Source organism: Moorena sp., from assembly GCF_982860115.1.
Window position 1 is genome coordinate 33,763 of record NZ_CEYLVT010000014.1, and the last position, 13,685, is coordinate 47,447.

9 protein-coding genes are annotated in these 13,685 nt (G+C 44.6%); 5 read left to right on the top strand and 4 right to left on the bottom strand.

Annotated elements, in window-relative coordinates:
* Window positions 1–11: 11 nt before the first annotated feature.
* The 3 genes from AC4II3_RS04470 to AC4II3_RS04480 form a co-directional block, all read right to left on the bottom strand.
* Entirely contained in the window at window positions 12–1,691 is a 1,680-nt protein-coding gene (locus AC4II3_RS04470) for an ABC1 kinase family protein (RefSeq protein WP_488029194.1), read from the bottom strand.
* A gap of 138 nt (window positions 1,692–1,829) precedes the next feature.
* Window positions 1,830–3,893 carry a sensor histidine kinase gene (locus AC4II3_RS04475; RefSeq protein WP_488009004.1) on the bottom strand — a complete coding sequence of 688 codons (2,064 nt, stop codon included), beginning with the start codon at window positions 3,891–3,893 and terminating at the stop codon, window positions 1,830–1,832.
* A 713-nt stretch (window positions 3,894–4,606) separates the two neighbouring features.
* Window positions 4,607–5,545 carry a hypothetical protein gene (locus AC4II3_RS04480; protein ID WP_488009002.1) on the bottom strand — a complete coding sequence of 313 codons (939 nt, stop codon included), beginning with the start codon at window positions 5,543–5,545 and terminating at the stop codon, window positions 4,607–4,609.
* A gap of 480 nt (window positions 5,546–6,025) precedes the next feature.
* Between AC4II3_RS04480 and AC4II3_RS04485 the strand changes: the two genes are divergently transcribed.
* The 5 genes from AC4II3_RS04485 to AC4II3_RS04505 all read left to right on the top strand — a co-directional run bounded on the left by AC4II3_RS04485 (window position 6,026) and on the right by AC4II3_RS04505 (window position 12,319).
* Entirely contained in the window at window positions 6,026–6,364 is a 339-nt protein-coding gene (locus AC4II3_RS04485; protein WP_293072835.1) for an NAD(P)H-quinone oxidoreductase subunit M, read from the top strand.
* 188 nt (window positions 6,365–6,552) lie between these two features.
* Window positions 6,553–6,798 (top strand): DUF6737 family protein, encoded by a 246-nt coding sequence (locus tag AC4II3_RS04490; RefSeq protein ID WP_488009000.1) that lies wholly within the window; start codon window positions 6,553–6,555, stop codon window positions 6,796–6,798.
* Between the two features lie 244 nt (window positions 6,799–7,042).
* Window positions 7,043–9,508 (top strand): PP2C family protein-serine/threonine phosphatase, encoded by a 2,466-nt coding sequence (locus AC4II3_RS04495; protein WP_488008998.1) that lies wholly within the window; start codon window positions 7,043–7,045, stop codon window positions 9,506–9,508.
* A 207-nt stretch (window positions 9,509–9,715) separates the two neighbouring features.
* On the top strand, window positions 9,716–11,350 hold the full coding sequence (locus AC4II3_RS04500; RefSeq protein ID WP_488008996.1) for a CHAT domain-containing protein: 1,635 nt from the start codon (window positions 9,716–9,718) through the stop codon (window positions 11,348–11,350).
* A 318-nt stretch (window positions 11,351–11,668) separates the two neighbouring features.
* Window positions 11,669–12,319 (top strand): hypothetical protein, encoded by a 651-nt coding sequence (locus AC4II3_RS04505; protein ID WP_488008994.1) that lies wholly within the window; start codon window positions 11,669–11,671, stop codon window positions 12,317–12,319.
* 397 nt (window positions 12,320–12,716) lie between these two features.
* Here the strand turns inward: AC4II3_RS04505 and AC4II3_RS04510 are convergent, their stop codons facing one another.
* Window positions 12,717–13,622, bottom strand: a complete 906-nt coding sequence (locus tag AC4II3_RS04510) for a phosphatidate cytidylyltransferase (RefSeq protein ID WP_488008992.1) — start codon at window positions 13,620–13,622, stop codon at window positions 12,717–12,719.
* Window positions 13,623–13,685: the final 63 nt, after the last annotated feature.

Consider the following 13,685-nt stretch of genomic DNA (forward strand, 5'->3'; position numbering starts at 1 on the left):
GATAAGATTGCCTACCTTTGAGCTAATCTATCCAGTCTTTCTCTAATGGCTAAGTTAATCAGAGAACGCAGCAAAATCAAAAACCAGAATCCGGAAAAGGCAAAGGCGGCTATCGCCCATCCACTATGAGGACCTGAGAGGAAAATAGTACCAGCTACCAGAGTAAATCCAGTTAAACAAGCATAAATTAGGCTTTTTAGAGCAAGGGTGATCTGCTTGAGAGTGCGATCGCTTTCTACAGAACGCACGTGTAATTGTAACTCTCCCAGCTCGAGCCGCTCTTCTAAGCGTCGAATGGCTAATTCGGTAGCGCTAGCCTTACGTAAGTTATATTTAACAAAATCCCTAGCTTGTTTAGCTAGTTCCCCCACTATATTCCCCCGCCCTTGAAAAACAGCCAGGCTTTTAACAAAAGGCTCAGTAGCAGCTAACAAATTATACTGGGGATCTAGGGCACGAGCGATCCCATCAAGAGTTGTTAATGACTTTAAAATAAATGTCAGTTGTGCTGGTAGGCGAAAAGGTTGCTGCTCAAACATTAAGTAAAGTTCGCTACTTATTTCCTCAAAAGCTTGTAATTCTATGGGCTTTTCGGTAAATTTTTCCAGTAGAAAAGCAACTAATCGCTTGACTGGCTTGAGATCTGACATGGGTTCAATTAACCCCATGTAAGTTAAACTATTAACTACCTGATCAGTGTCCTTACGAAGTACAGCAAAAAAAGTCTGGAGCATTTGGTCTTGAGTCATGGACTTGACCTCCAGCATTGTGCCAAAGTCATAGAAAATCAGACTGCCATCTGCAGAGACTGCCATATTTCCAGGATGAGGGTCAGACTGAAAAAAGCCATCTTGTAATAACTGCTTGAGGTAGCAACAAATTCCCAGTTGAATAATTTCTTTAGGATTTATGCCGAGGGATTCCAGGGTCTGACGGTCATCAATTTTAATCCCCGGCATATACTCCATAGTCAAAACTTTTTTAGTTGTATATCGCCAGTAGACCTTCGGGACACTAATGCGAGGATAATTGGTGAAATTTTGACGAAAACTCTCAGCATTCTTCCCTTCATGGATGTAGTCAATTTCTTGATATAGCAGGTTAAAAAACTCATGGGTTATGGAATCCAAATCATATTTTCTGGTTCCCGGAACAAATCGATTGACAAAACGAATCAATCGATGGATAATCTCAAAATCTAGGTTAAATAGCTTTTCTAAGCCAGGACGCTGAACCTTAACGACTACATCTTCCCCAGTGTGCAATCGGGCTTTATGAACTTGTCCCAAACTGGCAGCGGCTATAGGAAAATGCTCAAAATCCCGATACAAACTATGAAGGTCGTGACCCAGTTCTGATTCAATTAGAGTTATTGCATGGGTTACACTAAATTCTGGGATCCGATCTTGTAATTGCGCCAAGGCATTCACATATTCTAAGCTAAGTAAATCAGGGCGTGTGGATAGTGCCTGACCAATCTTGATGAACGTTGGACCTAAGTCTAAGAGCTTTCTAACTAACCACTGGGCTCGACGATTTCTTTGCTTGGGGGAATTATTAGCCCATACCTTGTCCCACCATAAATAAACCATAAACTGCGCTGCCGCAGTAAAAATATCGATCTGGCGAGCCAGGGGTGAATAGTTAGGTTGTTGCCAACGTGGTGGCTTGGGCGCATCAGTTGTGAGCATACTCAGCTATTCATAGTTACTCCGATCCAATCCGGGAGTATAAATCAGATCATATCCGCTTTAATACCTATTGTTCCCAGTTAGTTTTCCGAGCTATTAGTCATTAGTTTTGCTTTCTTACTTACTAATGACTAAGTTTTACATAAAAGATTGAACCTGGGGCAGAGTAATTGTGAAAGATACCCGAGACGTGCGAGGAGTGTCAGACGGGCCAGTGGAGACATCTACTGTGCCATTGAGATGCTGCACTAAGCATTTTACTAACGCTAGACCCAAACCAGTACCCTGAACTGCTTTTTGGGTCATCCCCTGACCGCGATGGAATTTATCAAAAATATGTCTGAGGTCTTCTGGAGAGATCCCCTGACCAATATTGCTCAAACTCATCACAATCTGCTTAACCGATTGCTGGATTTGCTCAGTTACCTCGATCACCACTGTAGTATTTGGGTGAGAATACTTACCAGCATTGGTTAAAAGTTCCAACAAGATACGGTTAAGGCTCTCAGCGTCGGTGTTGATAAACAGCGATTGTAGTGAACTATTGATTGTGAAGGTTAAGCCTTTCTCCGCCCATTTGTACTCAAAGGATTTAGCCAAGTGCTTAATCATCGGCATCAGGTCAATTCTTTGCAGCTGCAGTTGGGACTGGTCAGATTCCAGCTGCTGTAGACTCAACAAGTCGTTAATTAGCTCAATTTCTTGATTACACTGTTGCTCAAGGATTTCTAGATATTTGGCACGACGCTCAAGATCAAGTTTGGGTTGACGTAACATCCGAATCGCTAGACTCATTGCAGTCAAAGGTGTCCGCAACTCATGATTCATGCTACTGAGAAATTCATCTTTGAGCCGATTTAATTCCTTTAACTGACCCATTTGCTGGCGAGTTCTTTCGTATAACTCTGCCTGAACTTTCAGACTATGTTGTAACTGAGCGGTGCGTTCTTCAACAAGGGATTGTACTTGCTGGAGAGTCTGATTTTGGATAATAGTGCTACTAACTTGTGTACTGACCCACTTGACCAAGTTGATTTCATTCTCTAGCCAAGGGCGAGGTTGACTATTTTGCAAGACCAAGAACCCCAAAACCTTAACGGATAGTAAGCCATGATTATCTGCCCCAACCAGAGGACAGATCAGTAACCCTGGCTTTAGGTTCTGATCTAGGAGTGAGATGCTCTGGTGCTCAGCAATACCCATCGGGTGATCTGGTCTATGAGTGATGACTATCGGTTCAGGGGCTTCCTTGAGAGCCTGTTGGTACCAAGAACACTCAGAAACTGGGAAGGATTTATTTAACAGTGCGTCGCCTTTTGAAAATAGATCAGTACTAGAGGTTTCCTTTAACCATTCACAAACCACTGTCAGATCATGTTTTGGTGAATGCTTTCCTGGTAGAGTGCAACAGAGGGGATTCGTTTCATCTAAGAGTAGCAGTAGTGCCCGTGACACCTGAAGTGCTTCAGCAACAGCTGTGGTAGCTATCTGGAAAATCTCCAGGAGATTGAGAGAGCTATGCATCACTTGACTCAATTGGTTGAGCAGAGTTTGGTCTCGAGTAGCAGCCTTCACTTGCTGGGTTAGCTGAACTTGAGAAATTGCTACCGATACCCATTGGGATACAACAATTAACTGTTCTTGCTCTGTCTTTGTCCATTGGTAAGGCTGGGCTTTTCCTAAAACAATTACCCCGTTGACTACAGACTGAAACTTTGTGGAGGTCTTCAGTATTGCCCTGGCAGATAGCACTTGTTCACCCAAATCTAAGTTAGACCAAGCATCGGATTTTTGCCAATCTGAAATTGCCAGTACTGAGTCACTGCCTAAGTCATGCTCTGTGGTTAAGAGTTCCAGCAGTTGCACTGGATTTTTGTAGTATCGGTGTTCTGGGTCGAGGTGTTGATCAGCACGCCACCAGGCTAGTTCGGGTATAGTGCTAGGGTTAGCCAGCCCCCCAATTAAACAGCTATCCACCTGAAAACTCTCTCCTATAGTCTGGGCGAGCATCGCCAACAGAGTTTGCGTTTCTGAGGTATTTAGTATCGTCTTAGCAATTTGTTGCCCGATCTGAGCTAACTCTATCGGGTAAGGCATGAGTGAACCTTGATGCTCCTGGCTAAAGGTTGGTTCAAATGTACCTGAGAGACGGGAGTTGATGGAATTTATTCTTGGGGCAAAAATCGCGCTTTCTGCATCCATTATGCTTGTTGCACAACTTGTGAATACTGGTCTTGACTAGAGCAACTACTGTTAAAACAGTAATCTCGCTAGGATTAGTGTTCCCGGCATCAGAGTGCTTTTGATCAAGAGATTGGAGTTTTTTACGACAACCGACCGACACACCCGTTCAATCATCACTCTGGTTAGAGGAGAAGCTGTGGGTCGGTGGCACAACTTCCATTATGTAATCGTCACAGTTGAGTTAAACTTGCCCCCGGTGCGCTTACAGTCGTCGAATTTAATTCCCGTGATTGTCGCGCCTCCAAGGTCGTGAGGTATTGCTGACGGCCTTGGGTAGCGCTTTTAGGCAAAGCCCGACGCGGGGCGCGAATGGGCGCGCACCGCGATATCAAAATGGTTACTGTTTGAGATTCGTTTACCCAATTAATTTTGATCGGTAGATTGGGTGAGGGCTTTTTGGAGTTTCGACCTAAGCACAGAGCGTAAAAATACCAAAAGGCGCGCGCCTCTGAGTTGGGTAGACTACTAGTACCTGGAAACCCAGGAGAGAATTGAGAAACTGCAGAAATCTCTCCAAGGTACGCTTTCCAAGGCCGCGAGGGATTGCTCGCGGCCTTGGGTCGCACCTCTGGGATTGAAATTGATTAACTTTGAACACCGATTAAACACCTTGAGCACCTTTTTATACCGTTTTTTAAACAAAACTGATTTAAAACTTCAATTCAACACAACTAAGAGCGCTTCTTTCTAGCTTGTTTTTGAGCTTCCTCACTGTTTTTTCGATAAAGTATAACCCGATAACGAGCTATCTGGTAGCGTTGGTCATCAGGTTTTACCGTCTCCATTAGATTTGATGCTCGTTCCCACTTAGCTGCCACATCTAACCATTGAGCTGAGGTTTCGACACTTTCGCCTGCTGCGGCTGCTTCTTGAGCTAGGCGCATTGCCTCAGTAAAGGGGTCCCTAGTAAAGGGGGGGTCTGGATTACTAGAAGATCCCTCGGAAGAAGAATTGGCTGGGTCTTTTGCCCAATGGTCGGCTTGAGTTGGGTTTAGGGATTCGATTTCCCTCCCAAACCAATCATTCAGTAACCAACCTACTAGGATCAGGAATAAACCCAAACCTAACCCAATCACAACACCTTGCCGCAATCGACCTTTTTTACGTAGTTGACTGTAAGAAGCTGGCGGTAAGACCAGTTGCTGACTCGGTAGTTTTTTTTGGCTCAGTTGACGGGAAAATCCTGGTGTTAGAGCCAGTTGCTGGCTCGGTAGGTTTTGGCGATTGTTGAAGGTTTGAGCCAGTTGCTTGAAGAAATTTGGCCTAGTAAGGGTTATGTCTTCGTACCATAACAGCTGATTGTCTGGGTCACGGCTAATTTCTTCTAACCAGAGTAATTGTTCCTCTCGCACGATGCGGCTGTTGATCCTGACACGACGAATGTTACGCGGTGAAATTTCTTCCAGAATTTCCTGGATTTGACTGACTAGAATCGACTGTTCCAGCTGTTCTGGTTTTGCTGCTTCACACAAAACTTGCAAGACCCCATCAGCCAGAATGGCTCTAGTTCTCACCCCAAAATCGGCTAATCGTTCATTCAGTGTTTGAATAATTGCCACCACGCTACCCTGGTGGGCTTGTCTAGCAATATCTTCCATGGTACCAGACATTTTTTTTAGCTATGACATTGGATTAGTGTGTTTGACTTTACTTAATATAGTTTTTCCCTTTAGAGTACCAGGATCTTCCATTAGTGCATGTATTGTTCATTTTTCTTCCCCCGTGGAGACCACTGCTAAAACTCAGGCGTATCTAATAAATATCATATTAATGAGGTACATTTTTTACTAGCAGTCCCGGAAAACCATACTCCGTATTAAATCAAAAACAATCATTACTTCGGAATTACGACTCCGGATTCCCCAACAATTTGTACCTTATTAAAATGAAAAAAATAGATATCGATCACATCAAGTAGCGCCAATGGCCCACACGGCAACCGTAGACAGCAGCTTGCGGACTGCTGTCTACGGTTGCAGGGAAACCTACTATTAAATTATTTGATTGGTTTGCCCCGGAATTCACATGGTGACCATTGACTAATGCCTAAAAAGATGAAAAAATATAGTTTGTGTGCAGGAGGTTTATAGATGCTGTTAAAGTCCACCACTCGTCACGTCCGAATCTATACAGCAGAGGTAAAAAATAACGAACTAGTCGGGAGCGATAATGTCTTAACCTTAGACATAGACCCCGATAACGAGTTCAATTGGAATGAAGACGCTCTACAGCAGGTTTACCGGAAGTTCGATGAGTTGGTTGAATCCTACAGCGGATTTGATTTAACCGAATACAACCTCCGTCGTATCGGTTCTGACCTAGAACACCTTGTGCGATCGCTTTTGCAAAATGGACAAATTAGCTACAATACCGAAAGCAGAGTGATTAATTACAGTATGGGGTTGCCCCAAGTAGAACCTCAGAATTAGGAAAAGCGCAGATAGGCTGACAAGGTGCTTTTAAACCAAGTCACAACGGCAGCGAATAACGCTTATCGGCTGTCTGCCTTCATCCCCCGCCACAATGTAGCTGGTTCTACTTGACCTTTCCATGCTTTTATTAATCAATCCTCTGCTTAATACAAATAAGTAAGACGTGGTAGCTTAGAAGACTAATCTTGTCTACACAAAAGAAATTCAATCCCTGGAGTTATAAGCCTTGGTGGTGCCAACCCTGGTCAATACTATTGACCGGATCGGGTATCATACTAAGTATATGGGTGGTTTTCAAAACCATCTGGATAACAGTACTAGCTGCTATACCAATTCTGCTTTGGTGGACCTACTTTTTGCTGATCTGGCCTGAGCTAATCAAGAGTAGTGCTATGAGTGAGGGTACGCCATCAATATTGCGCAATGACTAATACATAAAACTTAATTCTGACCTTCCCCATAGACCCGCTCGGTAACCATTGCTGCGAACGAATGTTTAAGCGCAACTCATTCATTATAGAAGTAGAACATTAACCAGCCCGTAAGTCAAGCGCTACAATCTTTAATCAATGGGCTGATTTTGGCACTTCCTTTGTGGGCACATAATTCCTTCAAAGAAAGCTGTGCTAATGTTAACCCGGTTCCATCAGGCTATCTTTAGCAGCAAAGAGTTTCATGGACAATCCGGCGGCAACGCTCCACTGCCCAAATCATCAATGTCAGGCTCCCAATCCCCAGACCAACAAGTTCTGCCAAAAATGTCGCACGCCGCTGCTCAGACGATACTTGTGGGCTATTGGGTCAGGCATAAAAGCCGATCAACCGGGAGAACTTATTGCTCAGCGCTACCTCCTGATTCACTCTCGTGTTCTTTTAGATACTCAACCAGCGGTACCGCCAGAGACCCCACTAGAGATTCCTCAAACCATAACCCCATACTTGAGACTGGTTTCCTATGGATTACACCTGCCTCAAGTGTATGGTCTGCTAACACCGAAGCCAAGGCATAACAAAGAGATTTGGTTACTCGAAGGAGTACCAATTCAGGGAACAGGGAACATTAATAATCTTGGACAACTGTCACCAGAACTGACCAGCGTCTGGAAAGATGCCTCACCAATACGCCAACTCAACTGGCTGCAGCAATGGGCTTCACTATGGCAACCGTTGAGCCGAGAAGGGGTAGCGTCTAGCTTACTGAAATCAAACCTGGTGCGGGTGGAAGGAGCTTTGCTAAGGTTGTTGGAATTGCAGCGTGATCAAACGCCAGCACCAACCTTAAAACAGCTGGGTCAGCTGTGGTCACAACTGCTTCAGGGAGCTTCCCCTGTGATTAGTGAGTTTTACCAACAACTCTGTTCCCAGCTTACAAAAGGACAGATCCAGACATCAGAGCAGCTGTTAGCATTACTGGGGAAAGGGTTGTTTGAATGCCGTTCATGGCAATCGAGAACCTATAAGACTCTCACTCGTACCGATACCGGTCCGGGTCGTAGCCACAATGAAGACGCTTGCTACCCTACTAATGGTAAGCTAATTAGCTCTTCGAGAGGTAAAGAAGCGATCGCAATGGTTTGCGATGGCATTGGTGGACAAGCAGGTGGTGAAATTGCCTCCCAACTGGCAATTGACACTCTGCGACAACAGCTCAAACAACTGCCAGCTAAACTGGAGGTGTGGAACCCAACCACTCTAAGCCTGGAATTGGAAAATGCTGTCTGTGCTGCCAATGACTCCATTAGCCAACGCAATGATCATGAGAACCGATTTGATCGGCAGCGTATGGGCACAACCTTGGTCATGGCTAGAACCCATGCCCATGAAATATACATTACCCATGTCGGGGATAGCAGAATCTATTGGGTGAGTCGCCATGGTTGTCACCAAGTTACTCTAGATGATGATTTAGCCACGAGAGAAGTGCGGCTTGGATATACCCTTTACCGACATGCTCTACAACAACCAACATCTGGTGCCCTAGTGCAAGCTTTAGGGATGGGTTCATCAACCACACTACACCCGACTGTACAGCGCTTGGTGTTGGATGAAGATTGTGTGTTTCTGCTGTGTTCTGATGGTCTTAGTGACAATGACCGAGTCGAGCAGTACTGGGAAACAGAAATCCTGCCCATTCTCGACGGTCAAATTGATATCAAAAAAGCAGCAGAACGAATCATTGAACTTGCTAATACCAAAAACGGCCACGACAATGTCACGGTGGGGTTGATTTACTGTCAAGTCACACCAAGCCAACCTTCGATGCCCATCCAACTATCACCCCCACAGCTAGAATCCATTGGCAATCTCGAGACCAACAATACGGTCATGTTAAAGGTTAAGAGTGATCAGCAACCCGCTTCTATTGATGAACAAAAAACAGCGTTGCTCACACTTAACATGATCGAAGATGGGGAAGCCTCTGGTGACCAAAATCCTAATTATTCAGCTTCAACCTCTCCTGAGAAGACTGGCAGACTGTTGTTGGGAATATTCGTGCTGTTGGTGTTAGGGGGGGTAGTCGTTTATCTGTTGAGTCCAGTGTTGAGTCTAAAGGCGAGTGGACAGATAAATCGCTTCCTGAGTGGGGTTTTTAGTCTCGGTAAGGGGCAAGAACTAACCGGTTCTAAAACCACCCCTAGACAGAGTCCAGAAACTAAAGCTATCCCAGGACAAACCCCTGACTCCGGGAGCACTGCTAAGCGAGCTGCCTTAATTAAAAACCAAGATATTATTAGAACAGTGGGTCAAACTGTACAACTTTTGGTTAACCCTCAAGAGCAATCAATCCTTGGGAGAGTTCCTGCTGGTAGCGTTTTGCAGGTTATTGCCAGAAAAAGGTATCCTCAGGAAGAGACTTGGTGGATTAAATTAAGAGTTTGCTCACCCGGAACCAACACAACTGATATTCCATCGGATCAAATGGCTAGCTCCCCCAAAGTTGGCTCATCCTCAGTACCGTTAAACTCTAAGCAGACTAAACCCTCTGCTACCTTGGTGTCACAGGGACAGGAAGGATGGATAAGAGAAAAGGAGATTTTACCTATGATGGCTCGTAATTTTACACCAACCCCTACCCAAGCCAGTCAATGTAAGAAAAATACGCCTCCGTCTAGTTCTCCTCGACCTATTCAATCTCCTTAAGTCTTGAGTAAGTAGTCAAAAGCTTATCGCTTTTAAGTGAATGCTAAGCAAAGCTTTCTGACTAACCACTCAACTCCTCAACTAAGAACTGGAAACTAATGATGTCCTACTAATGACCAATTCCTCATTATTGATAGCACCAATACTACCCGAGACTCGATAGACTGATCCTCACATCGGTATATTCCCTATAATGATGAACCTTTAATGTCTGGTATCGAAAATCCTTGCCTCAGTTTAGCGATCGCTCGTCTATCTGCCGCTGGCAGAGAAAACTTGGCTATCTGGGTGCTGAAAGCTCCTTACCCAGGGGGTATGGTTCATCATGATTCTACTTGGTCTGAATACATGACTCAGTCCTGGCTGGGTTGGCAGGAAATGTTTTCCCCATTTTCAAACCATGTGCCGATTAGTGGTCATCACAACCACTATCCGACCACTTTGCCCTCAGAGAATCAAAACGGTGCTACAGGTCCGGAGATTAGCTACAGTGGTCGTTTGATGCAAGGTTTGGGCATTGACCTCTGGCAGTGGCTGTTTCAAGGCTCAATTCGCAATGCCCTCGAACGAAGTCAAGGCATTGCCTTGGGACAAAATAAACCCCTTCGCCTGCGCTTGGAAGTCCGCGCTCCAGATTTCATTCCCCTCCCCTGGGAAATTATGCAACCCATGGCGGGTAAACAGGCAATTTCCCTTTCTCAGCAAATCCTGTTTAGCCGCACAACTAGTGATGTAGACGCCCTCGAACCCCTGTGCTCCCACCAGGCTCTCAATATTTTGTTAGTTCTAGGAGAGAAGGTTCAAAAATTAAATGGTTCGACTACCAATTTGGATCTCGAAAAAGAAGCGGCTACCTTGGTAAATGCCCTTCAAGCTGGTAGAGCCGCTCAAACTTCTAGAAACCAATCCGTTCCACCAGTTACCTGCAATGTCTCAAAACTAATACAACCGACACCAGCTGAACTGATTAAAGCACTCGAAACTGGTGCCTATAACATCCTATTCTATGCTGGTCATGGTGAAAGCGCACCAGACGGAGGTTTGCTATTTTTACGCTCGGATGCGAAAATTAGTGGTACGGAATTGGCTCAGGTTCTGGTGCGCACCCAGGTTGCCTTAGCTGTATTCAATGCCTGTTGGAGTGCTAAACCTGACCAAGTGAATTCCCAAACCATTCCCCGTAGTAGTTTAGCTGAGGTGCTCATTCACCATGGTGTCCCAGCAGTTTTGGGGATGCGGGACTCCATTGCTGACCAAGAAGCCGTGAGTTTTATTCAAGCATTCGCCCAAGCCTTGGCGGAGCGCATGCCAATTGACCATGCTGTAGCTGTGGCCAGACAGCACATGTTGACCCTTTACAAGTTTAACCAACCAGCCTGGACCTTGCCTATCCTTTATATGCATCCTCAGTTTGACGGGGAGTTAATCGAACCGGTGGGAGAAGGAATTACAGAACTGCCCACCATCACCTCAAGCTGGCTTGAAAGTCCACCCCCAACTGCGTCTTTGCGTTCCATAGGAAAAACTGATCAGGTCTGGCCGATTCGAGGTGGATTGATGCGAGTGGGACGCTTACAATCTCACAACGATTTGGTGATTCCCGAAGTTTGTGTTAGTAAGCAACATGCTGAAATTATCTGCCGTGATGCTTTCACTGACCAAGGCTCGGATCCAACTTACTTCTTGAGGGATTTTTCTCGTAATGGTACGAGAATATTAATCGATAATGGTTGGAAAACTGTTCATCATCAGGAAGTTCAGCTAAGGTCGGGTATTCAGCTTAAGTTTGGTGGTCCTCGTGGTCAGATCTTTGAGTTTATTATTGACTCCCCAGAATCTTGAGTAGGACTATCCTCGTGCCGAAGATAAAGTCGAGCTTATGCTGTTAACTATGCTGTTAACAATATGCTGTTAACAATGGGAGTTTCACAAGGATACTGGTTAGAGTCAAATGGCAACTAGTGGCTGTCTTCCTCAGGGAGTCTCTCAATAGCTCACTAGTATCACACATAAGTTGAGGAACGAAAGTGCTGTTGCCATGGGAATTAAAAAAAACTGAGAAGTCCAGATTATTTTTTCAGCTGTTGCGGAACTTCCTCAAAAATTGATGTAGCTATTTTATGTCAGGTTTCATCTACTAACCCAAACAGGAGGGGCATTATGAACAGCCAAGCTATTCAATATCAAGAACATCAACAATCAGATTTTGAGGATACTTCGGTTCAAATCCAAGAAGAACTACTAGAATTACTATTACAACCAGAAGAGGAGTTTTATCCTTGGGATCCAACTCATCCAGAAGCAGAAGCTTATTTTGCTGAGCTAGAAGGAGGTTTCTCCATCGAGGAAATCCAAGATGACCAGGAAATTGCTCAAGCTTCTCTTGCCTTTTTTGAGCGACTAAATCAGTGTTGGGAATTACCGCTCGAATCAACTATCGAATCAACCATCGAATCCAACATTGACTCATTGAAGACAGCTTTAGCTAACGGATGTGCGTCTTGCATGCCTACCGAATGGCTAGAAGCGATCGCTTCTAGAGCCCAAGAGGTTGTTGACAAGAACTTGTCCTTAGCAGAGCAACTTGTGCTTTGTGTCAAGCCATTGTTACAAAACTGGACAGAAGACGATCTATTGGTGTTAGCTCGTCCGTGGGCTTACGCCATGCGCAGTAGCTCAGACTCCATGAATGTCAGTGGTTCAGTTAAATCCCAACAGTGGCACTCTTTGTCTTCTATCCAACAAGTCCGCCTAAGCCTAGAAGTAGCTCATTCGGCTCTAATCGAACTAAACAATAACACTAGTAACTAATCATCTCACTAATCATCTTAATTAATTAGTATCGTAATTAGTGATTAGCGTAATTACTGATTAGTCATTAGCACCAAAGTCATTAGCACCAAGCTGGGTTTAAACCGAAAAACCATTTGCTGGTTCTGTCTTTGCCTAAATTAATTATAATCCGGTATGATCCGGACATCATAGTTATCCCAAGTTGCATTGATATGTAGCACCATTACCTCCCATCTTCTCATCTGTGGTTTCTACCGTCTACCCAATCCAGAATGCACTTTTATACACTTTTATAGCGGTTTTCAGGTTTTTATTCCGATTATTACAGCCGGTGATTGCACTCGGAATTTCCCAGAGGCTAATGTGTATTCTACGCTCGTTGGAAACCGCTATAAATTTTTCCCTTGACAGAAGACTAAAGGGAGCTCGGTAACAGTGGTAGTAACAGAGTGACAAAATAATAGACCAAAGGCGCAGTGAACACATAGCTGTCTGTTCGGTCTAAAATGCCACCATGACCAGGAATTAATTGCCCGGAATCTTTGACTCCAGCATCCCGTTTCATTAAGGACTCCGTTAAGTCTCCTAAGAGGCTAGCTACACCAATGATGACTCCGAGCATCATACCACTCAACTGCCAGCACGGCCAATTCAGATACCAAGCTCCTGCGATTCCTACAGCAATACTACTGACAAGGCCAAATATAGCGCCTTCCACAGTCTTTTTAGGACTGATGATAGAAAGGCGAGTGCGACCAAAAAATTTGCCGAAGGTGTAAGCTCCGATATCTGCTGCCCAAATACAGCTAAATGCTAGGAGAGTTGTACTTAACCCAGCAGGTAGGTGACTAAGATTAATCGAAAAATTAGACCAGTATCCACTGCTGGGTAGGTTCGTAGCGGCCACTGTAGCATCTTTAGCTAGGGAGGACGTTTCAGTCAAACCCACTCGCAGACGGACCCAATAGCCGGGCAGATAACCACCATAGAGTAAACCTAATATGGAAGCCCCAATATCCGCAATGGTTGCTATCTTGGGTTGGAAGAGTAAGTAAAAGCAAATAAATGTTCCAGCAATGGGAAACACCGCATCAGCCAGGGTTGGTGAAATCGTAGCTGTAATTAGTAGTAGCTGAGACACAAACATGGTGCTTTTGGTTGCTGGCACCATGCCTTTTGCTTTGACTAGTTGAAAAAGTTCTAACTGACCTAAATAGACAATGACACAGAAGCCGATGGTAAAATACCATCCCCCAAGTAAGATCATCCCCATTGCCAGGGCGATCGCAACTATTCCACTAAAAATCCGTAACCAGGGCATATGACGTTTTTTTTTGACACTCCTGTTCTCACACAAGAACAGGTTATTTATATTATTGTTAAT